Source organism: Brevibacillus sp. MER 51, assembly GCF_023714195.1.
In the GTDB taxonomy this organism is placed as follows: Bacteria; Bacillota; Bacilli; order Brevibacillales; family Brevibacillaceae; genus Brevibacillus.
Genome location: NZ_JAMAUS010000008.1, coordinates 63,574 through 87,324, shown reverse-complemented (window position 1 = coordinate 87,324; position 23,751 = coordinate 63,574). Strand labels below are relative to the sequence as shown.

Annotated in this window: 16 protein-coding genes; 1 reads left to right on the top strand and 15 read right to left on the bottom strand. The window is 51.3% G+C overall.

Annotated features, from left to right (window positions below; genetic code table 11):
- Positions 1–28 precede the first annotated feature (28 nt).
- The 4 genes from addA to M3630_RS17915 are packed head-to-tail and all read right to left on the bottom strand — an operon-like array spanning position 29 to position 12,226.
- Entirely contained in the window at positions 29–3,856 is a 3,828-nt protein-coding gene (addA, locus tag M3630_RS17930) for a helicase-exonuclease AddAB subunit AddA (RefSeq protein WP_251252956.1), read from the bottom strand.
- Positions 3,825–7,322 carry a helicase-exonuclease AddAB subunit AddB gene (addB, locus tag M3630_RS17925; RefSeq protein ID WP_251252955.1) on the bottom strand — a complete coding sequence of 1,166 codons (3,498 nt, stop codon included), beginning with the start codon at positions 7,320–7,322 and terminating at the stop codon, positions 3,825–3,827. The genes addA and addB overlap by 32 nt, the downstream gene beginning before the upstream one ends.
- Positions 7,323–7,337: 15 nt before the next feature.
- On the bottom strand, positions 7,338–10,988 hold the full coding sequence (locus M3630_RS17920; protein ID WP_251252954.1) for an AAA family ATPase: 3,651 nt from the start codon (positions 10,986–10,988) through the stop codon (positions 7,338–7,340).
- A complete protein-coding gene (locus tag M3630_RS17915; protein ID WP_251252953.1) occupies positions 10,985–12,226 on the bottom strand; it encodes an exonuclease SbcCD subunit D in 1,242 nt (413 codons plus the stop codon). The genes M3630_RS17920 and M3630_RS17915 overlap by 4 nt, the downstream gene beginning before the upstream one ends.
- Positions 12,227–12,398: 172 nt before the next feature.
- Here M3630_RS17915 and M3630_RS17910 point away from each other — a divergent pair, with 172 nt between their 5' ends.
- Complete coding sequence (locus M3630_RS17910; protein ID WP_251252952.1) at positions 12,399–13,148, top strand: hypothetical protein; 750 nt, start codon at positions 12,399–12,401, stop codon at positions 13,146–13,148.
- Positions 13,149–13,378: 230 nt separating this feature from the next.
- Here the strand turns inward: M3630_RS17910 and M3630_RS17905 are convergent, their stop codons facing one another.
- The 11 genes from M3630_RS17905 to M3630_RS17855 form a co-directional block, all read right to left on the bottom strand.
- Positions 13,379–14,293 carry a COX15/CtaA family protein gene (locus M3630_RS17905; protein WP_221867819.1) on the bottom strand — a complete coding sequence of 305 codons (915 nt, stop codon included), beginning with the start codon at positions 14,291–14,293 and terminating at the stop codon, positions 13,379–13,381.
- A gap of 122 nt (positions 14,294–14,415) precedes the next feature.
- Complete coding sequence (gene cyoE, locus M3630_RS17900) at positions 14,416–15,351, bottom strand: heme o synthase (RefSeq protein ID WP_251252951.1); 936 nt, start codon at positions 15,349–15,351, stop codon at positions 14,416–14,418.
- Between the two features lie 86 nt (positions 15,352–15,437).
- Entirely contained in the window at positions 15,438–15,896 is a 459-nt protein-coding gene (locus M3630_RS17895; RefSeq protein WP_007728156.1) for a DUF420 domain-containing protein, read from the bottom strand.
- 43 nt (positions 15,897–15,939) lie between these two features.
- On the bottom strand, positions 15,940–16,812 hold the full coding sequence (locus tag M3630_RS17890) for a cytochrome c oxidase assembly protein (protein ID WP_251252950.1): 873 nt from the start codon (positions 16,810–16,812) through the stop codon (positions 15,940–15,942).
- Between the two features lie 552 nt (positions 16,813–17,364).
- Positions 17,365–18,807 (bottom strand): NAD-dependent succinate-semialdehyde dehydrogenase, encoded by a 1,443-nt coding sequence (locus M3630_RS17885; protein WP_251252949.1) that lies wholly within the window; start codon positions 18,805–18,807, stop codon positions 17,365–17,367.
- A gap of 24 nt (positions 18,808–18,831) precedes the next feature.
- Positions 18,832–19,335 carry a 1,2-phenylacetyl-CoA epoxidase subunit PaaD gene (paaD, locus tag M3630_RS17880; RefSeq protein ID WP_251252948.1) on the bottom strand — a complete coding sequence of 168 codons (504 nt, stop codon included), beginning with the start codon at positions 19,333–19,335 and terminating at the stop codon, positions 18,832–18,834.
- A gap of 17 nt (positions 19,336–19,352) precedes the next feature.
- Positions 19,353–20,186 carry a 1,2-phenylacetyl-CoA epoxidase subunit PaaC gene (paaC, locus tag M3630_RS17875; protein WP_251252947.1) on the bottom strand — a complete coding sequence of 278 codons (834 nt, stop codon included), beginning with the start codon at positions 20,184–20,186 and terminating at the stop codon, positions 19,353–19,355.
- 17 nt (positions 20,187–20,203) lie between these two features.
- Positions 20,204–20,536, bottom strand: coding sequence for a 1,2-phenylacetyl-CoA epoxidase subunit PaaB (paaB, locus tag M3630_RS17870; RefSeq protein ID WP_015893218.1), 333 nt, complete (start codon positions 20,534–20,536; stop codon positions 20,204–20,206).
- 10 nt (positions 20,537–20,546) lie between these two features.
- The gene (gene paaA, locus M3630_RS17865; RefSeq protein ID WP_173609905.1) at positions 20,547–21,515 is read right to left on the bottom strand and encodes a 1,2-phenylacetyl-CoA epoxidase subunit PaaA; all 969 of its coding nucleotides are present in this window, start codon (positions 21,513–21,515) and stop codon (positions 20,547–20,549) included.
- A 115-nt stretch (positions 21,516–21,630) separates the two neighbouring features.
- Positions 21,631–22,458 (bottom strand): methyl-accepting chemotaxis protein, encoded by an 828-nt coding sequence (locus M3630_RS17860; RefSeq protein WP_221867815.1) that lies wholly within the window; start codon positions 22,456–22,458, stop codon positions 21,631–21,633.
- Between the two features lie 84 nt (positions 22,459–22,542).
- On the bottom strand, positions 22,543–23,733 hold the full coding sequence (locus M3630_RS17855) for an ABC transporter substrate-binding protein (protein WP_251252946.1): 1,191 nt from the start codon (positions 23,731–23,733) through the stop codon (positions 22,543–22,545).
- Positions 23,734–23,751: the final 18 nt, after the last annotated feature.

Sequence of the window (23,751 nt, the reverse complement as noted above, 5' to 3'; positions counted from 1 at the left end):
GAGCTATTAACCCTGACGGTCCAACATACTAATCTATGCTTTCATCCGAAAACGATAGTGAGAATCCACCTGAAAGCAAATAAAGATAACTAGACACGTTCCCTTTTGGCTTGAGAATCTGCTTGATCGCTCGGACGTATAGCCTGATCTGTCCTTCGTATCTTCTTTTCATCTCTTCGATAGCTACGGCAGTCGCCTCTTTTGCCATCCAATCTGTCTTGAAGTCGATCAGGACGAGGCTTCCATCCTGCTCCTCCAAGAGGCAATCAATGACCCCTTGGACGACAACCTGCTCGTCACTCTCTTCACCCAACTCCGCTTCTACTTCATATGCAGGAAGCACGAGGGTAAATGGCAATTCACGATGAACGACCGCCGCAGCCTTCATTCGCTGCCCCAAAGGATCTGCGAAGAATCGGGCAATCTGGGAAACATCTACTGCTTGTACCTGCTCGTCAGTCAAAAAGCGGCGTGCCGCTAGTTCCATCACCTGCTCCCGAATATCCGCTTCATCCAGCGGACGCTTTAAATCGAGATGCTGGAACACTAAGTGAGTGATTGTCCCTTTTTCTGCTGCTGTCAGCCGATTGGATTTTTGCTCAGATAAAAACCTTGGCTTTTCCGTAATGGACGGCAGCGTGAGTGGCTGTCCGCCTTTGCTGACTTTGGCATGTCGCTTGAGTTCGCTGACACTCCATTTCGCAGCTACACGTGGCGCGATTGGATGCGGGTCCTGCCATCCTAATCTCTTGTCGACAATCTCACGTAACGTGTCATCAGACGGTCGTTCCGCGATCGCCTCTCGTCTGGTCATGCGCTCCCACAGAGATACCTCGTCGTTGGTTGACTCTCCTTGGGCACGGAGCTCATCTGCCTGATAGAAGTGAAACGACCAAACCGAATCATCCGGCACACTTCTGACTCTCACGACGTCTCCTGAGCCTTGTTGCTCTGGATATGCCCGCAGCAATCCTGCCCCAGGATGTCGCAGCATCGCACGCCCCACCCAGTCCAGGTATCCCTTTGCCTGAATCAAGTCTTCGTCACTGAGCCGCTCGCTGTCATCCTGTCTGCCCCAATCTGTCACACTTTTTGCGAGATCCTTGGATGAACCGACAAGAATGAGCTTCTCTCGTGCACGCGTCAAAGCCACATAAAGCACACGCATTTCCTCTGCCAGCATATCCCGACGCAGCTTTTGCCGGATGCCCAGCGCAGCCAGACTCGGATAGCGCAATTGCATGGAGGGCTCAACAGCCATCGGGCCAAAGCCCAGATCTTTATGCAGCAAAAACTGGCTTTTCAAATCCATCGTATTAAACTGCTTGCCCATGCCCGCCACAAATACAACCGGGAACTCCAGCCCTTTACTTTTGTGGATCGTCATGATGCGTACGACATCCTCGTTTTCCCCGATGGTTCTGGCTTCGCCCATATCATTGCCCGCTTCTTGCAGACGGTCGACAAAGCGCAAAAAGCGGAACAAGCCACGATAGGAGCCTGCTTCGTATTGTCTCGCACGATCATAGAGCGCACGCAAGTTGGCCTGTCGCTGCTGGCCGTTTTCCAGAGCCGCCACATAATCGAGATAACCTGTCTCCCGGTAAAGCATCGTCAACAGCTCCGATAAAGCACCTCTGCGAGCCTCTGTCCGCCAAAGATCCAATCGGCCAAAAAACTGTCGGAGCCTTTTCTCCCACGGCTCTTGAGCTGGGCGTTCCTCTGCATATTGGAGAACAGCTTGATGAAACGGCCCTGTCGCGTAGTGAATGCGGATTTGAGCAAGTTGCTCCTCACGCAAGCCGACGATAGGAGATCGCAATACGGCTGCCAATGGAATGTCTTGGAGCGGATTGTCAATGACACGCAGCAAAGAGAGCATCGTTTCTACCTCTGTCGCCGCGAAATAACCCGCAGTCTGCTCCGCATACACAGGAATTCCTGCCGCGTGCAACTCCTCTTGCATCGTCTGCCCCCAGCCTGAGGTCGCACGAAGCAAAATAACGATATCGCGATAGGCGAGCGGGCGCATTCCCCCAGCCTTTTTATCGAAAACGAGCAGTGGCTCTTCTCCCTCGCCCGGCTCCATCCAGCGACGAATACGGCTGGCGATTAGTCGAGCTTCCAGCTGCGCTACGCTCGCTTCCTCTGCCGACTCTCCCTCGGGAATACCTGCTTCGCCCTCATCTGTCCCCTCTGCAACTACCGCCTGACCTTCTTCTGCTATCGCTGTATTACGATCGATCAGATGCATCTCTGCCTGCAAACGGTTAGGCTGTGCTTCAGGATAAGATGCACGGTTGATCAGCTCCGCCGAAGGATCATAGCCAATCTCACCTACCCCGTGAGACATGATCTGGCGAAACAAAAAGTTAACGGCATCTACAACTTCCCTTCTACTGCGGAAGTTCGCCGCCAGATCGATACGCCGACCGATGCAAGCTTCATGGGCATCACCATCTTTTTGATAGGTCACATATTTTTCGAGAAACAGCTTCGGCTCTGCCAAGCGGAACCGATAAATACTCTGCTTCACATCCCCTACCATGAAGCGATTCGCTGGCTGACCATTCGCTCCGTCTCGGGAAACCATTTGCAAGATTGTCTCTTGCACGAGGTTGATATCCTGGTATTCGTCTACGAGTACTTCAGCGAACTGTTCGCGCAATTGAGTGGAGATTGACGAAGGAACAGTCTCCCCGGACTCATTCGTTTCGGTTAGAACGCGCAGAGCCAGATGCTCCAAGTCGCCAAAGTCGACCAACCCACGCGAGCGCTTCTCCAATTGAAAAGCATCCGAAAATGCTGTCACCAGCCTGGCCAATGTCTGCATGTGAGGAGCAATCCGCTGCAAATCCGCAACGTACTGCTCGGCTGTCGTAGAAAAGTATTGCTCGATTTGTTCGGCCAGTTCCTTCTTCACACTGTTTCGCAGGTCCTGCACCTGTTCTTTCAAAAGCGGATCTGTCCCTTTCACTGGAGGCAGCTTGGCAAATACAACTCCTCGAACAGCTTCGACGGTAGCTTCCCAGCCATCTCTGCAAGCCGCTCCTGCACGTTGCAGGGCAGCCGCTTCCGCCTCAAGCAAAGGCAAATAGCCAGCAGGCCCTTCCGGTGAGCCGGCCAGAAGAACTGCCCTGCGCATCTTGGCGGTCATTCCACCGAGTGCCAGCTCCACAGAACGCAGCACGCTTCTGGTCCACTCCAGCCCGTCCAGACCGTTTTTATCGTGAACCGCAAACATTCCAGCCGCTTCCCCGAGCCATTGTTCTGGTGCCGGATGACTTCGCGAAAACTCATACAGCCTGAGTAGTAGTATGGTGAGGGCATGATCGTCCTGACCATCCAGCATCACATCAGCTAATGCGTGAAAATCCGCGTCATTTTCGTACCAGCTCTCCAGCTGTTCCTCCAAGACATCCTGCCGCAAAAGCTCCCCTTCCATCTGATCGGCAATGCGAAAATCAGGATCGAGATCAATCAGATAGTAATACTGGCGCAAAATCCCCAAGCAAAACGAATGAAGTGTCGTAATCGTCGCCCGCTGGAGCAGTGCCAGTTGTCGACGCAGATGAGAGGAGTGCGGGTCATCTTTCAAGGCTTTTCGCAAGGCATCGCCAATCCGGTGACGCATCTCTGCCGCAGCCGCATTGGTAAAGGTCACCACCAACAGCTGATCGACGCCAACCGGGTCCTTCTCGTCCATGATGCGTCGGATAATCCGCTCAACCAGGACTGAGGTTTTCCCGGAGCCTGCCGCAGCGGCCACCAGGAGATTGTTCCCGCGCTGGACAATCGCTTGCCATTGCTCGTCCGTCCATTGTTCAGGCTTGGCCTGCAACTGTTGATCCGCCATCGGTCATTCCTCCTTCTCCTGCCATCTGCTGCTCTGCCAGCATGCTCCATATTTGCTTGTTGTTCCACTTGGCAAGCTGACGGTGCTCATTCCCGCCTGCATCTCCGTCGAACTTGCATACCGGCCTGTATGAACAGTAATCGCAAGCGGTCATCGTCCCGTTTGTGTACGGTTCGATTTGGATTTCCCCATTAGTCATACGCGTACTGATTTGCTTCACAGTATCGCGAACATAAGAAGTCAAGGCTTGGAACTGCTCGGCTGTTGCCACAGATGATCGCGACGAAAGCGTACCATCCTTTTTGATTTCAAATGGCACCAGCTCTGACGCCCCTTGCTCTACATAGCCATCCATCATTCTAGCCAGCTCTGGGTCTGCGAGCATCAAGCCTTTCATGCGCAAGCGCTTTGCCCGCTCCTTTGCCGCTTCGTCAGCCGTTAGCAAGCGTTTTGCCGTTACAAAAGGATCCGCTACCTGATAGTAGAAAACTCCTCCCATTTCGGCTTTTTTCCCCAGCCATTCCTCCGCATTTGCCACGACGACATCGAGATAGACGAGCAATTGCAAATTCAGGCCATTCCAAACGTCGGAGAGAGACAGCTGCTTGGGACTGGACTTGTAGTCAATCACGCGCAAATACGGGACCTCACTATCCAGTGATTGGTCTACGCGGTCAATTCGTCCGATTAACTGAAGCTCCACGCCATTTTCAAGCGTTAAAGCCAATCCCGGCAAATCTGAATTCGGCCCAAAGGAAACCTCCAGTCCTACCGGGGCAAAACGGCTGCGCTTCGCATGCTCCCCAAGTACGTAAATCGCGCGGCCAACTGCTCGCTTCAGCTTGCCGGACAAATAACGATACCGGGCTGTCCGCGTCAAAATGCTGCTGCGAGTCGCAGGAACCAGTTCTTCTACAACCACGTTTGCAAGCTGCATGCTATTGTCTTCCGTCAGCTTGCTCCACTCCAGATTGTCTTCGTTCATTTTTTCAACGGCTCGCTTGAGTGAAGCGTGGAACAGTTCTCCCACATCGAAACGCTCCAGCTTGTACATCGTTCTCTCCGCCAATCTGAGGCCGTGAGAAGAGAAATGCGAGAACGGACATGACTGGAACCGCTCCAGACGAGACACGCTCATTTTCAGTTGTTTGCCGTACAACGTCGTGCTCGTTTCCAAATCCAGCTCCTGCGGTCGATTGAAGTAACGCAAGCCGGACAACAGCCACTGCTCCCGTTTGACATCGGGAGAAGAGCGAATATACCAGTCGTATACCTCCCACCAGAAGTCTGGCAGCTCACCTGTTTTCTTCATCGATCGTAATAGCGTCAAAAGATGGCGGAACACACGTCTCGGATGTCCGAGCAGGAATACGTCTGTCTCGTGCTGCCCCGTCGGTTCATTGTAGAACACCTGATGCGGGATATCCGGCAGTACTTCCCGAATGCGGGTAAACACCGAGGAAGGCAACAGGGCCTTGCCCTCTTCATCTGCCAACGCACAGCTCAGGATCAGCCTCTCCGACGGTCTCGTCATCGCCTGGTACAGCAGATAAGGCTCTGCCATCAGCCGTTGCTTCGCACTGGGTGCCAGAGACATGCCCATTTCAGCCAGTCGCTCTCGTTCCGCCTCATCCAGAATTCCTTCTTCTTTTGGACGCAACGGAATAATGCCTTCGTTTACACCAAGCAAAAACAGAGCTTTGACATCCGGTTGACGGGAGCGTTCCATCGCCCCGATCAACACCTGATCCAACGCCGGGGGAACGAGTCCCAGTTCAATCGTCTCCAGACCGCTGTCGAGCACACGGGCAAATGTCGCCAGGTCCATGCTCTCGTCGCCCATGACCTCTACGACCTGATCCATCAGCTCGATCAATCCTGTCCATACTTGTCCATGCACCTGTGCTGCATCGAGATCGCCGTCATTTTCTGCCTTTCGCTGCCAATACTCCAGCTTGTTAGGTACATCCAGCGCGATCAGAAGGTTGTACAAGGAAAGGGTCATTTCCTGTACGTTTTGACCCGCTGCTTGCTTCATCTCTTTTTCAAAGGACAGGAGCGGCGCTGCGTATTTGCGTCTCAGCTCATCGATTTGCGCGTCTTCCTCGGCGCCTGTCTGCCCGCGGAAATGCCAAGCAGATTCTTCTGCCCATTGATAACCAAAGACACCATGAGCCAGCACGTAGTTTTCCAGTCGATCGATTTCCTTCCGGGCTGTATGCTCATCGGTGATATCCAAAAGGAGCAGGTCTGTTTTCAAGCAGCGGAAAACAGCGTCGTACCGCCACCTCGTAACAATAACCTCCAAAGCCGAGCGCACCAGCTCCACCAAGGGATGGTGCATGACGGAGCGCTTCTGGTCCAAGAAGTGCGGAATGCCGTATTCGGTAAATACAGCGGAAATCTCATCGGCGTACGTCCCGATTTCCCGAAGCAAAATCGCCATGTCCTTCCAGCGATACCCCTCCTCTCTCGACAGAGTCAGGAGCTTCAACGCCACAGCCTCTACCTCTGCGCGCCTGTTCACCGCTGAGAGCATCGTCACTTCGTCCGCTCGTCCAGGCTGATCCGGAATTGGCGGGTCTCCCCATTGGAAATACACTTGTTCGACCTGACGCAACCACGGACTGCTCTTGAAGCGCTTTGCCTCGGTCAATAAAAGCGGCTTGGCGATTGATACACCCGATTCACGCGCCATCAGTGTCAGGGCTTGGTATGTTCGCAGTGTAGGGTGGAACAGCCCCAGTTCATCCACAGAAGCGTCACGTTCATTCGGGTCAAGCGTCAGCGCAATCGTCACCTGCTTGGCGTGCTGCATCAACTGATCGATCAAGCGCAGCTCTTGATTCGTAAATCCGGTAAATCCATCGATAAATATTTCAGCCTGCTTGATGTAGGTGGAATCACGCACCATCGTGGCCACTCGGTTCAGGATGTCGTCCGCATCACAATATCCCTCTGACAAGTAGGCCTCGTACGCATTCATAATCAAGCGGAGGTCATGTATTTTTTGATTGAGATTGGCTCCTCCCCATTCCAGATTCTCGGAATGGGTGAAGGATACCCCATACGATTTGCACTCACTAATCAAGCGACCGAGCTGAGCAGCAAACCCAGGCTGTGTCGCCGAGCGCCCGAATACGTTCAACTCTTCCTTATGCCGCTCCAAAAGCATGCGCAAAACCATATGCTTACCCAGATCGTCAACAGGCACGGTAGTCAGATCGCCCAGCTCCTGCATGAGCCTGTGTGCCAATCGACCGAAGCTGAGCACCTGCGTCCCCATCACACCGCCCAGCTCTGGCAGTGTAGCGAGCGCATACTCTTCCTGAAAGCTGGCCTGTTCCGGCACGAGCAGAATCATAGGCGAACCCAACGGCTTTTCCCGCAGTCGGGCTTGCATCTGCCGATGGATCGATTCTGTCTTCCCCGTTCCTGCCCGTCCCAGTATAAATTGGACTGCCATGATTTTTCCCCTTCCCTACTCCATTTCCAGATGCAGCATGCTTCCTTTTCCCATCGGTTCTGCTGGTGTCACGACCAGACGACGCGGCATGCGCACACGTATTTCCGGGACGTGGCTAATGACCCCAATGGTAAAATCGTCCATGCGAAGTCGCTCAAGCGCATCCATAACGACCTCCAAAAGCTCCGGATCGAGTGTCCCAAAGCCTTCGTCCAGGAAGAAAAACTCCAAGCGCCCGCCACGCATTTGAATCTCCATCGACAGGGCTAGAGCCAGCGACAAGGAGGTCAGGAATGTTTCCCCGCCAGACAATGTGCTTACTGGGCGGCGCATTCCTCCAGCTCCCTCATCCCGCAAAACAAATTCGCCCTCGTCGCCGATTTCCAGCCCGTAGCGGTTGGCGGTCATTCGCTTGAGGTGATAGGAAGCGTCTCTTGCGATTGATACCAGTTTTTCCTCCGCAATGAACTGGACAAACGCCTTGGCTTCGAACAATTTTTTCAACTCTTCCAAGCGGCTCTGCTCATCCTGCTGCTGTACCATCTCTTTATGGAGTTCTTGCCATTTGTCATGATTTTTTTCCATGCGATCCACATGCTCTTTGGCGACAGCGACTTGCTTTTGCGCCTCCTGGAAGGCTTGCTCCCATTGATCCCACGCCTCTTTTGCGATGGTGAGTTCTTCTTGTGTAAACGAACGGCCTGCTATTGCTTGTTGAAGCCTTTCTTCCTCATAACGAAGCTGCCCAGCGATTCGCGTGTAAGCCTCGACTTGCTCCTGTGCCTGAGGCAATTGCTCTCGCTCTGCATACCGCTCTCGTACATAATCGACAGTACCGAGACCTGTTTTCTGTAAGTCCTGGTACAAAGTCTCATGAGCTTCCGTGCGTTGCCGTGTGAGGATCGCGAGCGTCTCCGAATACTTGACCAGATTGTTTTGCACCGTTTCCCGCGCTTCGGCAGTTTCTTTGCGCTTTGTCTCTGCCAGCGTAACTGCCTGACGTAAACGGAGTAGAGTATCCTCTACCTGCATCAGACACTCCTGCGCAGTAAGTCCACCCGTGCGTTCCAGCCATTGAGCATGCTTTTGTTCCCACATGCGCTTTCTATCTTCCAGCTTTTCCTTCAGCGCTGCTTCCCGTGATTTGCCCTCTACCTTGCGCGACTTGGCGGCTTCTACCTGCATCATCAGCTTCCCGCGCTGGGTTTCTTTCTCTGATCGCACCTGTTGGAGTTCCGCCAATCGGCGATCTGATTTTCCGATTTCCTCGTACCGCTGTTCGATTTCCTCGATGGGAAGTTCATTGCGCTTCGTGTCCAGCTCTTCTCTGGATTGCTTTTCTTGTGTGAAAGCAGCGTCCAGGCGAACTTTATTCTCATCGATTGCCTTCTGTGCCTGCTCGAGCAACAGCGCGCTCCGCTCCATCAAGCGTTTCTTTTCCGCCTCTTCCTCACGCAAGACCTCCAACTGCTGCTGCAATTGCTCACGCTCTGCTTTTAGCCGCTCTCTTTCCGCTTGCTTGGCAATCAGTTCCTTTTCCTCACGCTGATAGACGGCGAGAAGCTCTTCAAAAGAATCCACGATCCAAGGCTGTCCATACCCGTGGCACTCTGCCTTGATCGCGTCCAAGCGCGCTTCCAGCTGTTCCTGTTCAGCCTTTACACTTGCTAGGCGCTCATCAAAAGCAGCAAGCGCTCCCTTTGCTGCCAACCAGGCTTCCTTGGTCTTGCCTGCTTCTTGTTCAGCCGCACGCAAAGCCTCCTCTGACGCTTTGATTCGAGCACGCAGGGCATCACCCTCCGTTCCCGCTTCAGACGCTTTTATATGCTTCTGGTGGCCGTGTGGATGGTGTTCGGAACCACATACCGGACACTCCTTTCCTTCCTCTAAACGTTCACGCAAAAATCGCGCCATATTTTCCTGCTGCCATCTTTCCCATTCCTGTCGCAGCTCATCTCGTTGGGTCAGTTGACTTTTCACAAGCGCTTCGCTTGCCTCTACTTCCCGAGTCAGCTCCTGATTCCGCTCATCCAACTGTTTGCGCTCCTGGATGATGTGCTGAGACTTTTCCTGCCATGATGAGAAAGCCTGCAATGCTTCCCGCCACTGGCGACCTACCTGCTTCATGTCTGCCAGTACATTTCTTGCTTTCTCCCATTCCGCTTCGCTCATCAAAGCCGAGTCGGATGGTGCTGCCAGCTCTTCTCTTTTTTGTGCCAAGCGATTCGCACACGCTTCCCAGCTACGCTTGTGCTCATCAGCTGTATGGGCTGCCGCCTGAATCTGCTGCTGAGCTGCGAGTTGTTCTTTTTCCAGCTCACGTACCTTGGCATGGTCACGCTCCCACTGCTGCTTCGCTTCTCTGGCTGCCGCTATTTGTGCTCGCCATTCAGGAGAGATCGTGACCTGCTTCATCTGTTCTTGCAGGTCCGCCCACGCAAGCTCCCAGTTTTTTAAGTCGGCTTCATCCTTTTCCAGCTGCTGCTCTATGTTGGTCAAGGCAACTGACACTTGGTTCCATTCACGTTCCAGACCTGTCCACTCTTCCCGGATCGCCTTTAGCTCCTCTTCCCACTCCTGTGCCTGTACCAGCCTGCCCTTTTGCTGAATCAGTAACGGCTCTTGTACAGCCAACTCGGCATGGACCTTCTGATACGCTTGCTCTGCCTCATCTACAGCTAAACGAGCACTCTCCTGTTGTTCGCGGCTGCGTTCCAATGCCGCACCGGTCGCATGCCATTCCTGATCCAAGCGCTCATATTGCTGGAGTAATGGCCACAGCCGAATACTTGACTCCCACTCGCGAATCTTTGCCGTTAGAGCTGCTATTTCCGCTTCATTTGCTTCCTGCTGCTGTAGTTGCGCCTGGACATGCAATAGCTCCTGATGCCACTGGTTAAGCTGCTCCAGCTCCTTGAGCTTCCCTGCCAGCTCCTGTTTTTGCTGGGTGAATTCCTGCTCTTTTTGCGCAGCTTCCTCCCACGTTTGTCTCGCCAGCTCCAAGGCTTCCGGACCTGCGTCACCCAGAGCTGCACTTGCCAGTTGCAAACGATGCATCTGTTCCTTGACCTGCTCCAACGCGTGCCGTACGCGCTCACTCAGCTTTTCCCCATAAATATGTAGGCGGAACATCCGTTGCAGCATTTCATTGCGTTCACTGCCCTTCAGCGTCAAAAAGCGGGAAAATTGACCCTGTGGCAAAACAACCGCCCGGGTAAAGTCCTGCAAAGTGAGACCAATCAGTGCCTCAATCGCGGCTGTCGCGGACGTGGCTTTGGACTCCAATACGACATCCGGCTCTCCGGTCAAGGCGCCCGACTGAATCAGCCTCACTTCCGGCTGTCGCTTGTTCCCCTTTTTATCCAAGCCAAATTCCCGTTCCACCGTATATTGCTTGCGCTCATCGCCAGTCCCCAGCTCAAAGGTAAAGGAAACGAAAACACGCTGCTCGAGCTGATTCAGCACTTCTTTTGGATGGTTTCCCCCGCCCAGCCGGACGACCTGCCCGTACAACGCGAGCGTGATCGCGTCCAAAATCGTCGATTTCCCGCTTCCAGTCGGGCCAAATATCCCAAACAGTCCAGCCTGACAAAGCATTTCGAAATCGACCTCTTGCATTTCTCGGTAGCTGTGCATCCCTGCCAGCTTCAATCGTATCGGTCTCACTCTTCTTCCCCCTCTCCTCCGGTTTCTGCCAATAGACGCTGGAACAAGGCCACGAGCTGCTCATCCGGCTCTGCTCCCCTCTTTCGTTCATAGAAGCGTTTGAACAATTGATCGGAGGTCAGCTCTGTCAACTCGACACGCTGTTCCTCTTCTTCCTCACGCTCTTCTCTCACGACAACACGCTGTATTTTCAAGAAATCATCCGAAAGCTTGCGGACACGCTGAAATTCTGCCGGGTCGATCACGCCAGACACATGCAACTCCAAGTCAATCCACGCCCCTGCATCGCGTCCCTCTTCCAACCAGCGCTCGACTTGCTCGATTCCCTCTGTCGCCTTCCAACGTGCCAATGGCCGTGCGCTCGTCAAATAAATAATCTCCTCACGAACTTCTTGTCCCGGCTCCACCTCGACCAGTACGACTGCCTTGCTCTGACCTGCTTCAGAAAAGCTGTACGAAATCGGTGAGCCGCTGTAACGCACCAACGGCTTGTCACCGAGCTTTTGCAGTCGATGGAGATGGCCGAGCGCCACATAATCAGCGTTCTTCGGAAAAGCCTGCGGCGATACAGTCAACGCTCCCCCAATTTGAATCGGTCGCTCGGAATCTGTTTCCTTACCGCCCATAACAAACAAGTGACTCGTGACCAGGTTGACCGTATCCTCGCGAAAATGAACAGACAGATCAGCAAGCAATTGCGCAATACGCTCGGAAAAAGCAAGCTGCATCTGCTCTTGGGTAAAGCTTTCGCTCAACAGCTCCTTTAATCGCGATTCAGAAGGATAGGGCAATGCCAAAATGACCGCATTCGCGGCGCAGCCAGGAATCTTCATTTCCAGCCAAGAAGGGCCTCCCTGCACAATTTGCACGCGATCAGGCGAGGCTTCCTGTGTCAGCAATGGCGCTTCCTTCGGCAACCCCAACAAAACGATCCCGTGCTTTGTGGCAAGCGGCGCTGCTGCCCGCACCCGCTCAGGCTGGTCATGGTTCCCCGCGATCACGACTACACCTCGCCTGCCTTCCGAAGACAAGCGCTCCAATGCATCATAAAAAAGCTCTTCCGCCCAAGCAGGCGGATTGACCGAGTCGTACACATCCCCAGCAATGAGCACCAGGTCCACTTCCCGCTCATCAGCTATGTGACAGAGCTCGTCCACAAATGCCACTTGCTCAATGCGGCGGTCCCGCCCTTCCAGTTGCCGCCCGAAATGCCAATCGGCTGTATGTAAAATCCGCATAGCTACTATCACTCTCCACGATCATGTGTTTGCTTTTCATTGTAACAAAAGACAGCGCTGTTCGCGGTTGAAATTTACTCCACTTTTCCGTAACTTTTGCTCCTGACTGCTCGTCTTCCAACTGAAAGGATCGTGCTTAATCGGTCTCTTCCCGGAAAGGAGCTCGTTACCGTTGCGTAATTCCCACCTGTTGCTCAACCTGACAGTAGGACTTGCCGCCTCCAGTCTCGTCCTCACTGCCCCCTCTTCTCTTGCCTCCAAGGAGCCTACCAAGACCCAAGTAATAGAATGGATTAACAAGCAAACCAAAGATCCAGTTGTTTCCGACTACTTTGATTTTCAACTCGTCAATCTGGATGATGACCCAAAACCAGAAATTGTCGCCAAGCATAACGGCAGCGTACATATCGGAAATTTCTACATCTTGGATCAAAAGCCAGATCGTACGTATGCCCTCATCGCGGAAGAGCAATGGAATCCACCGCACCTGCAATTGGATCATTGGGACTATACGCGTGAAGTGAATCACTCCGAGATCGACAAAAACGACGACGCTGAACCACGTTTGCTCGCAGAAAAACGAGTATTTGAAACCATCCACCATACAGGCGGCTCCGGCATATGTATCTACGAGGCGAATCTGTGGTATTTGGACAAAGGGCGTCTAGTCAAAGCATGGGAAGGGCTGCTGCGGGAAACGGTTTCCATGCCGGGTGGTCAACTTTTCCAAACTGTTGGCAGTTATCAAATCCTTCATGACGACACAGAAAAACCCTTGCTCTACTACTGGCAAACGCAACAGGAGCTAAACCCGGATACAGGTGAACCACTTCCGGGCAAACCTGAGACTACTTTGCAAATGTATCGTTGGGAAAATGGTGTTTTTGTTCCATTGAATGTTGAAAAACCGTCTGGGCAATAGCCTGACGGTTCGGTTTTTAAATGCGTTGTCTTCTATCCGTTGTAGTAGGAAGAAGTGCATTTCCAGTCCAAGCGCCTCTCATGCCCTACCCAGCTATGAAATAAATGGCGGGGAGTTTCAGCCCCTTGTGGGACGGAGGCCGAAGCGTAGACTGGAAATGCACTTCTTCCCCCGCCGCAGCCCTTATAAAAAAAGCTGCCCTCCACGAATTAGGAGCGCAGCTTTTCCTCTTATCTTCTCAGCTTTTCATTTGTCGGTGACTTCAATGTCTGCAAACACATGTAGCTGATGATCCCAAACAAGATCGTGATAATCATCGAGTGAGTCAGCGTAGCGTACAGGTGAAGCTTGTAAATAATCACGAAGCCGCCGCTGAACACCTGCGCAACGCAAAGAATAAAGCTCAGGATACTTGCACCGTACAAGTCACGCCGTTTTTCCTTGAAATGACGTATACAGTAAATCATTGTCCCCAACAGCAAGAATCCCAACACCATCGCAGCGATTCTGTGGGCAAAATGAATACCGGTCTGTCCGTACAACTCCGGGATGACCTGTCCCTGACACAGAGGCCAGTCACTGCATGCCAAACTTGAACCCGTATGTCTGACATACGCTCCGAGATAAACGACAGCGTACGTATAAATAGCGACGAACCACATCCAGTTGCGGAAGCCTTTTGAGACGGTCGTTTTCACCAGACTTTGCGTTTTTTCTCGCTGATAAACAAACATACTCAACAGGAACACGCCTGAATAAGCAAGCAAGGAGAATCCGAAGTGCAGAGCCAAAACAGATGAGGACTGTGGCCAAATGACGGCAGAAGCACCGAGAATGGACTCCACTACGATGAAAAACAAACCAAAAATAGCGAGATTGCGAACTTCTTGGTTGTCTTTGTAATAACGCCAGCAAAGTACAGAAAAAATCGCGACAACAATACCGGCAACACCTGTAATCAGGCGATGAGAATATTCAATAATGGATGCCAACGTGTATTCAGGAACCCATTTACCGTTGCACAGCGGCCAGTCATTTCCACAGCCGAGTGCTGAATCTGTCTTTGTAACAAGCGAACCGGCTACCATCACGATAAACATGATCAAGGTAGCAAGAAAAGCTAATGGCTTCAGCCATTTTCCCATAGTAAGTCACCCTGTTTCTTGTGAGGATCAAACAACACCTCGTTCTATGTCCTCTTTTACGATAATGAAACATCCCCTGCTAAGCAAGGGATGTTCCGTGAACATTTAGTGAGTGTTTCGTGTCAATAATAGTTGACCATGGTACTGATGACGATCGCTGCACAAAACACTGTCAAATAAAGGATGGAATACCCGAACAGTTTGCGTGCCCATGCAAGATCATCCTTGGTTTTGAACCCTTGGAAAAGCAAAACCATGTACACAATCCCCATCACACCCATGACGAGCAAATACACATAGCCTAGACTAGCATGGACAAACAGCAGCAAAGAAGCCGGGAGCAACACCGAACCCCATAGCACCATCTGTCGCTTGGTCTCGGCAAAGCCTTTTACTACCGGTAGCATCGGCAGATTACCTGCACGGTATTCTTCTGTTTTCAGCATGGCCAACGCCAAAAAATGGGGAGGCTGCCACAAGAACAAAACCAGGAATAACAGCCATGCAGTCATGTCCATGGTCTCTGTTACTGCTACCCACCCAATTACCGGAGGAGCTGCACCTGAAATACCGCCAATCACCGTATTGAGAGTTGTCACTCGTTTCAACGGCGTGTAAATCAGCACGTAAAAAATGTGACCGATCAATCCCCAAACCGCCGCCAAAGGATTCGCATATACAGCCAGCACAGTAACCCCTGCCAACAGCAGACCAATTCCCAAGAGGATCGCGCTACGTGCAGAAATTCTTCCGGTTGCTACCGCCCGATGTTGCGTCCGCTTCATTTTTTTGTCCAGATCTCGGTCGTAGAAATTATTTAAAGCCGCCCCCGACATAATGACCAAAGCGGTTCCCAGCATGGTGAAAAAAGCCAGTTTCCAGTTCGGATAACCGTAGGACGCTAACCATAAAGCAGCAAAAGTGGTCATCAAGTTTGACAGGGTAATGCCGGGCTTCGTCAGTTGTACGTAATCCCGAAAGGTAGTTGGCCCTACCGGCTGTGTCTGCAAAGAAGCATCGGCATCAAGCGATTCCTGCACGGTTATTTGCTGGTCCACGTTTTGTACCTCCTGTTTCCTTCTATCTGAACATCCGAATCATGACTGGATAAACTACCTACATTGTATCCAAACTACTAAAACGATCACTTACCAAAAATTACATCCAGCACGCCAGAGGTCTCGCCACCTGGATAAATCCAGTACAGCAGCAGATAAACCGCAGCTCCTGTAATCGAAGTGACAAACCAGACAATGGACGTCCAAGGACCGATCTTCCGATGAGAAGCATAGTTTTTCGTGTAAGCGTACCTGAGTGTAATCAGACCCATCACACCACCGACTGTTGCCAGGACGATGTGGAAGAACAAGAACGTCTGATAGATTGGCTTGATGCTGTCAGGTCCGCCAAAATGCGTGTTTCCGATAAACGCCGTTCTGGAAACATAAGTGATAAAGAAGATCGTGGCACAAATCGCAGCCCATTTCATAATCTTCATATGCTTTTCTACTTGCTTTTTCGCAATGGCGTACCAGCCAATCGCAACGAGAATTCCGCTAATGACGATAAAAGCCGTACTTACTGTAGGCAATATAAGCCCCATTTTTTCACCTCATTCAACAAACGTTTCTGCTGTTCGCACATATTTAAAAAGTCGGCTTTTCAGCGCCGAAAGATTGATCCATCGGCAGGTCGTCCTGCTTCTCTGCCTTGTACCACTGGTAGAAGACATAGGCCAGCACACAGCCGTAAACAAGCTCCTGTACCAGCTTCATAATGATCCCGCCAAGACGCTGATCATTAAACGCGTCAAGGCTCTGGAATAGTTGTGGAGCAGCTATATACGTAGCGTACAGCGGTTCCGAGGCAAAAATAATCAGCGCGCAGGCTGGCGTGATCAAGACACCGTTTGCAAAAACGTACGACAGTTTTTTCAATCCGGCCAGTTGTCGCTTGTTATCAGACAACGGACTGACAATTGGCCACCACATTGCAAATGCGGCAATCACGAGAATGACATGATAAAACGTCATCCACTCATGGTTGATCGCGACGGCATCAAAAATAAACGGAACATGGTAAAACGAAAACAGGGAGTTGAACAAAAGCGCTGCCACTAACGGATGTGTCAAAGAGTTTAGGATGAGCTTCAGCGCTTTCGGACGGAAAATCTTGGCCAAAAGCCATTCAGGCATTGCCAGAAGCATGAGTGGTGGCAGAGCAAAGTACAAGATCGATTGTTGGAGCATGTGTAAACTAAACATGTAATGATGGCCGTAATAACTGATAGGGCTTCCTTGTGCAATGTAAAACAACACGATTGCCAACACAAAAAGCAATCTTTGCTTGCCAGTCGACGGTGTAGCGTTTTCAAAACGTTTATGCATAGGACCTGTTACGAGAAAGTAGACAGTAGTCACGAGCAACGATAAAAGCATCACATCCGGACTCCATAAATCCGAAAAGGTTGCTGATCCGGTAGTCGGTGACATCTCGTGCATTTGATGTGCATTTCCCAAGTTTATATCCTCCCTTCCGAATGTGAAATCTTGGACGATACCACTCTCACTTGGCGTCGTCATATGTACATTTTGTGCCAATATGAAATACCAATTTTTATCTATTAAATATTGCCCTTGATCCAATCTCCATTATACCGTTTATTCCCTTTTTCTTTGAAGATAAAAATGAACAAAGTGTTGAACAATACAATTCACAAAATTTACACAAAAAACTTCTTATGAGTGGGGTCAACATAGTGGAGGAGAAGAAAAAGCACAGTTCTCTTCGACTCTGACACGCCCGCAAGGGGGATTCACTGGCCGTCTCCACTTAAAAAAGGTGACCGTCGAGCCAAAGCCACCCTACGGGCGGACGTTTCTCAAGGAAGAAGTGTTCGACAAGCGTGGTCCCCTTTTTTAAGTTCCGACTGGGGAGGCTTTGTCAAGGTCTACGAGCCCAGTGCTTTTTCTTCTCACCAGCTTTGTTTGTTCATCGGTACGGTTTAAAATCTTCCCTATATGAAAATAAAGAAGAGTCCAGATTTTGTCTGAACTCTTCCCTTTCCAATCTTACAGTCCAAAGGAAACGAACTTGGTTTCCAAATACTCATCCATTCCGTAGCGGCCACCCTCACGGCCGATTCCGCTTTCCTTGAAACCGCCAAACGGCGCTTGTGTTTGAGTTGGCGATCCGTCATTGATCCCAACGATTCCGTATTCGAGGAGCTCAGCCATGCGGAAGCAACGTTGATTATCGCGCGTGTACACATAAGCAGCCAAGCCATAGCGCGTATCATTTGCCATTTTCACGACATCCGCTTCCTCTGTGAAACGAATGAGCGGAACAACAGGACCAAATGTTTCTTCATAGGATATTTTCATTTCGGCTGTCACGCCTGAAATCAAAGTCGGTTCACAATAGAAGCCCTTTGCATAATCACCTTCAACCAAACGATTTCCGCCGTAAACCACTTGCCCGCCTTTGTCTTTGGCGTCTTCGATATGCTCGAGAACCTTGTTCAAGGCACGCTCATTCACCAATGGACCGATCTCCGTCTCTTTCTGGCGGCCATCCCCTACCTTTGCACGCTTCAGACGTTCTACCAGCTTTTCTGTAAACGCATCTGCGACATCCTCATGGACATACAGGCGGTTCGTGCAAATGCACATTTGACCGGAGTTGCGGAACTTGCTCTCAAACAGACCTTTTACGGCTGCATCCAGATCAGCATCCGGGAATACGATGAACGGTGCGTGACCACCAAGCTCCATGCTGACGCGCTTCACTTGCTTCGCCGCGCCCTCCATCAGCAGCTTGCCGACACGAGTGGAGCCTGTAAATCCGATTTTGGAGAGCTTCGGATTGTCGATGAACTCCTTCCCAATCGATTCCGGATTTCCAATGACGAGATTTACGACGCCTTTTGGAAAGCCAGCCTGCTCAATCAGCTCAAACATGCGAATCGCAGACAGCGGTGTGCTTTCTGCTGGCTTTAAAACCACCGTGCAGCCCGCAGCCAAAGCCGGAGCGATCTTGCGTGCAACCATGTTCACAGGGAAGTTCCATGGGGTAATCGCCCCTACTACCCCTACAGGCTGACGCAGCACCATGATACGCTTGTTCGGAACCGAGGATGGGATCGTTTCTCCGTTGACACGCTTGGCCTCTTCTGCGTACCAGACAAAGTTATCTGCGGCTCCCAGCACTTCGCCTTTTGCCTCGCCCAAAGGCTTGCCCATTTCAGCAGAAATGATGCCCGCCAGTTCATCCCGATTGTTTTTCACCAGTTCGGACAAGTTGTACAAATATTTGGCGCGCTCGCGAGCAGTCAGTCGAGACCAGCTGGCAAACGCCTGATGAGCGGCGTCAATGGCCTTGTTGGCATCGCGACCATCCCCGAAGGTTACAGTTCCAACTGTTTCACCTGTAGCAGGATTCGTAATCTGAATGGACTCGCCACTCTCAGCATTCACCCATTCTCCATTAATAAACATTTGCTTGTACTCTCCCATGACTTTCGCTCCTCTCAATCTCTCTCAATAGATTGGTTTTAGGGCCTCAAACGGATTTTTGCAGTGCCGGCAATACAAAATACTTCGACAAGCAGCAGGACCAAACAAATTTTCTATTTGTGTATAGGGGGAATCACAGTAGGGACAGGCTACTTCCCACGTGTCTCCCGGTTTGAAGTCAACCGGTGGCGGCGCGATGCCAAAGCTTTTCAACTTATCGCGAGCATCCAAGGCGATACGATCAGATGTCCAGGCTGGATCATAGACAAACACGACCTGAACCTGATTGATTCCTTCTGCCTCCACCAGCTTTTCTGTGATGTTCTTCTTCATGATCTCGAGTGCCGGACAGCCGACAAAGGTAGGGAGCACCTCGACGTGTACGACGTCTGCCTCGACGCGCACTTTGTGAATCATCCCCATCTCCACCATGCTGACCACCGGAATTTCGGGATCCGTTACTTGCTGCAGCAGTTCCCAGCATGTCGCTTCAAGCCCTTCATGCAGTTGCAGTTCTTCTTGCGCCATGAGAGAATCACTCCTTTTTACCAGCCTGCAGCCGGATCAATGCGATACACTTCAGACAAGGTAGCCAAAGCCTGCACGAGATCAGCAGTGTGTTCACCGTGACGGCCTCGCTCTTGTGGCATTCCTGGCTCACCCGGCCAGTGGAGTCCTGCTTTTTCGAAAATGTCTTTGGTCAGCGTCAGCCATTTTTGTTTCAGTTGCTCTTCATCTGCAATAAGACCAAATTGAACGATATCACCCTGGTTTGGTCCAAGATGAGGCAGCTCCCCGGTATCCTTCCAAACTTTTGCAATGGCTGCCTCCAGCCTCTGACGGGCATCAGCCGTACTGTTCGCCAATTGCTTCAACCAAACTTGCCAGTGCATCAGATGATAGCGATGCTCTGTCATCATTTTGCGACTGACCAGCGCGAGTGGTGCGTATGACGACTGCATTAGTGCCTCCAAGCGAACCTGCTTGTATAAGCCATAAACATAGCTGCGAACAATTGCATAAGCCCAATCGTAATGCGGATGATCGTTGTATTCGCCGTCGCCGTTTTTACGCTCTACCAAGATCGCATTGGAAAATGCCTTCGCCTCGCGCAGCTGTGCGAGATCGTCAGCTTTGCCTACCCCTAGCTGCTCAAGCATTTCATAAAACATCACGGCATGGCCCATCATGTCCTGAGACATCGATGAAAAGGCCACATCTTCTTCAATATGCGGAGCCAGCCCAAGCCATTCCGATCCACGATAAGCCAATATAAAATCGTCATCAGCAAGCTGGAACAACAGGTCGGTCAAGGCTTTTGCGAATGCCGGGTTTTGTTTTGCTGCTTCCACTGTTTCTACATGTAAACGGTCGCCCATGATTGTATCCCTCCTGCTTAACTGCCGTTGCCTGCATGCTTCTGTTTTTCTTCGTACTGCTCGCGATGGTGGCGCCATCTCGACTGCAAGTCGCCGTATCCTTTGGTCTCCCGATAGCTCTTGTTGTCGAGTCTTTCCAGGAAAGGACGCTCCTCTGGCGGCAGTCCAAAAATGTCGTCGCGCTTGACTACCCACAAATTAAAACAAGGCTCGCGGCGCAGGAAGTTCTCCCTCGCCATGCTCAAGGCAACTTCTTTATTGGGTGCTAACAAACTGAACTGTTGGACGAACGGAGCATTTACGCTTTTTTGGCTGAATACTTCGTATATGAAAAAGTTTTCATTGCTCATCCACATTCACCTACCCTACTTGTCGGCCGTACGACATAATCGCATCGCGCACCCATTTGGTTTCCTCATAAGACATTACCCGAAGATTCAGACGGTGAGCGGAGCGAGGTCCGTTCCCCTTGACGATTTGCTTGAACTCTTCCCAGTCAGGCTGTTGGTAGACCCATTTGTCTTCTGCCTCGTCGAAGTAAATCGTATCGTCTGGCACTGTGAAGCCAAGGTGGAAAATACGCGGCAAATACTTTTTCAGGAACACTTGGCGCAATTCTTCATTGGTCTGTGTACGAATCTTGTAACGCATATTGGCTTCCTGATTGCTCGTAATGTTGCCGTTTTCCGGCGGTCCGAAAAACATCAAGAGCGCTGGCCACCAACGATGGATAGCATCTTGCAGCATTTGACGCTGTTCATCGGTGCCTTCCGCCAACTCCAAGACGATGCTCTCCCCGTGCTGGGCGTGGAACTTTTCCTCCGCACAGATCCGATGCAGAGCGCGGGCGTAAGGTGCATAAGATGTATCGAGGGACATCGATTGCGTAATGATAGCCGCTCCGTCAACCAGCCAGCCAATCACACCAGCGTCAGCCCAGGTAGGCGCTTCCATGTGAAATACATTGTGAAATTTCAGTCTTTTTGTAAACAAATCATTCATGATGTCCTCGCGCGTCTTTCCCAATGGCTCAAGCAAGTCTTCTGCGACGCGAAGCAGCAATTGACCATGCCCCATCTCGTCCTGGACCTTCGCCATAATCGCCAGCTTTCTGCGCAGTGTCGGCGCCTTTGGTACCCATTCTTTTTCCGGCAAGGCACCCATGATCTCACTGATGCCATGCATCGAAATCAGCTTGATCAACTGGTTGCGATAATCGTCTGGCATCCAATCGTCTGCCTCTATTTTTTCCCCGCGATCGATTCTCGCTAAAAACGCTTCCAACTTTTCGTTTTCAGTCAGATCGGTATGTTCGAGCCTCATTTGCATGGAGAACGCCCTCCTTTTATCAGGTATGCATTATGATAAAATTATAATACGTTTTTATAACGCAATAATAACATAACGTCATACGTTTTTGCAATACGCTCACATAGGGACTCTCCTATTCCCCGCGCCCAGTTATTTCTGCTGTCTTTTTCAACTGCTCGGCCATATGCCGCAGCTCTTGCATGACTGCATCCAGCTCCTGTATTCGCGTCGACTGCTGTACGCTGTGATTCATCGTCTTCTCCATTTCGCCAGTAACCGTTCCGACGAGTGCATTCATTTCATCCAATAGTTGGAAAATACCCTTCGCTGAAGTAGCCGTCGTCTGAGAAAGCTGACGGATTTCCTCTGCGACCACGGAAAAGCCGCGACCAGCAGCCCCTGCACGTGCCGCTTCGAGGACGGCATTCAAGCCGAGTACATTGGAGCGCGTCGAGATATTCCGGATCAATTCGTTGATCTGGGTCGTTTCTGCAATTTTCATCCCTAATTGACCGGCTGCATCACTCAGCGTGTGACTCGCTTGAGCCAAATGGTCTGCGTCCTTTGCCAGACTTTCTGTGTGCGAAGCGATATTTTCCAGCGCGTCCGTCAAGTTTTGAGCCAAGCCATGCAAGCGATCCTCTTGATCAGTCGTCACGCCTGTCGCCAAGCAACCGACCACTTGCCCGTTTTCCACAAGCGGATAACCGACTGCGATATAAGGGATGCCGTACAGCTCTTTGGAAATCTTCTTCACAACCCGCTTGCCCTCTTTTACCGCCGTCGCATTGATACTCCCCGGGCGCAATTCGTCTCCTACGCGAATCCCCAGGTTCAAGCCCTGTGCCGGATAATAAGCGAGAAACTTCTCTTTGTCCGTGACTCCTACCATACATTCGGACAAAAATGCCTTTTGTAAAATCGGTGCGACCATTAAGACGCTATTCAGCAATTGAGACATGCATGATCCTCCTACCCTTGTGATGAAAACAACGATTCCCCCCGCATTCTTTTTCACAACGCGGAGGGAACGAACTTTTTTCACTTATTTAACGAGCTGGAATTTTCCATCCTTCACTTCAACCATGATCATGCTGTCTTCTGTCAGACCGTTATGATCATCAGCCGTGAACTTGAATTCTCCGGTTACCCCCACGTATTTCACCTTTTCCAATACTTCGCCCAGTTTGGATGTGTCGCCGCCTGCCTGCTTCAAGCCTTCCACGAGCAGATTCAAGCCGTCGTAACCGTATCCCGCGAATCCGTCTGGCTGTGTATTGTAAGCAGCTTGATAGCCATCCACGAATTTTTTGATGATGGCAGATTGCGGATCGTCCGCCGCTACTTGTTCAGGAATGAGCAGTTTTCCAGCTACCATCAGGACACCCTCGCCCGCGTCTCCAATCAGTTCAAGGAATTTGCTGTTCGCAGAGCCATGGCTGCTAATGATCGGAATAGTGAGGTTCAGTTGCTTGGCTTCCTTCACAATCGTAGCGGGTCCAGGGTTCGTACCTGCCACAATCAGAGCCTGCGCATCAGTCCCTTTGATCTTGGTCAATTGGGAGCTCATGGACGGGTCTTTTGTGCCGTACTTTTCTTCAGCTACAATCGTGATGCCGTATTCAGGCGCATATTTTTGCAATTGCGTCGTCCAGCCACTTCCGTATGGATTGCTGTCATTGAGCGTAGCAATTTTCGTTATGCCTTTTTCCTTCAAATATTTGAAGATGCGCTTCGTTCCGTGTACGTCCGTGTGCGGTGTTTTGTAGATGCCAGCACGAACGGGATTGGTGATTTGGTCTGCCGCTGCCATTGAGATCAGCGGGAGCTTTTCTGCTGCAGCATACTCAGCCATCCCGAGAGACGGACCACTGCCTGAGGAGCCGAGTACAGCTACGACCTTTTCTTTCGAAGCGAGTTTTTTGATCGCTTTTACCGCTTCTGTATTGTCGGACTTGTCGTCTTCAAAAATAACTTCCAACGGTCGACCATCTACTCCGCCTGCGCCGTTGATTTCTTTTACCAACAGCTCTACCGCTTGCTTCTCCGGTACGCCGAGCGGACTGTTCGGACCCGTTAGTGAGAAAATAGCGCCGACCTTGATCGGGTCCTTGCTGGTGCCACCACCAGTGCCCGACTCTGCTGCTGGCGTGGCGCCGCCTCCACAGGCACTTAAGAAAACAAGTGAAGCGACTGCTGCTGGTAATAACCAATTCTTGAATGATCGTTTTTTCATGGGTGTACCCCCTCATGT

What these genes read in the sequence shown, in the direction of transcription:
- addA (WP_251252956.1), bottom strand. Translation starts at nt 3,856, where the DNA reads ATGGCGGATCAACAGTTGCAGGCCAAGCCTGAACAATGGACGGACGAG.
- addB (WP_251252955.1), bottom strand. Translation starts at nt 7,322, where the DNA reads ATGGCAGTCCAATTTATACTGGGACGGGCAGGAACGGGGAAGACAGAA.
- M3630_RS17915 (WP_251252953.1), bottom strand. Translation starts at nt 12,226, where the DNA reads ATGCGGATTTTACATACAGCCGATTGGCATTTCGGGCGGCAACTGGAA.
- M3630_RS17905 (WP_221867819.1), bottom strand. Translation starts at nt 14,293, where the DNA reads ATGGGAAAATGGCTGAAGCCATTAGCTTTTCTTGCTACCTTGATCATG.
- M3630_RS17895 (WP_007728156.1), bottom strand. Translation starts at nt 15,896, where the DNA reads ATGGGGCTTATATTGCCTACAGTAAGTACGGCTTTTATCGTCATTAGC.
- M3630_RS17885 (WP_251252949.1), bottom strand. Translation starts at nt 18,807, where the DNA reads ATGGGAGAGTACAAGCAAATGTTTATTAATGGAGAATGGGTGAATGCT.
- paaD (WP_251252948.1), bottom strand. Translation starts at nt 19,335, where the DNA reads ATGGCGCAAGAAGAACTGCAACTGCATGAAGGGCTTGAAGCGACATGC.
- paaC (WP_251252947.1), bottom strand. Translation starts at nt 20,186, where the DNA reads ATGGGCGACCGTTTACATGTAGAAACAGTGGAAGCAGCAAAACAAAAC.
- paaB (WP_015893218.1), bottom strand. Translation starts at nt 20,536, where the DNA reads ATGAGCAATGAAAACTTTTTCATATACGAAGTATTCAGCCAAAAAAGC.
- paaA (WP_173609905.1), bottom strand. Translation starts at nt 21,515, where the DNA reads ATGCAAATGAGGCTCGAACATACCGATCTGACTGAAAACGAAAAGTTG.
- M3630_RS17860 (WP_221867815.1), bottom strand. Translation starts at nt 22,458, where the DNA reads ATGTCTCAATTGCTGAATAGCGTCTTAATGGTCGCACCGATTTTACAA.
- M3630_RS17855 (WP_251252946.1), bottom strand. Translation starts at nt 23,733, where the DNA reads ATGAAAAAACGATCATTCAAGAATTGGTTATTACCAGCAGCAGTCGCT.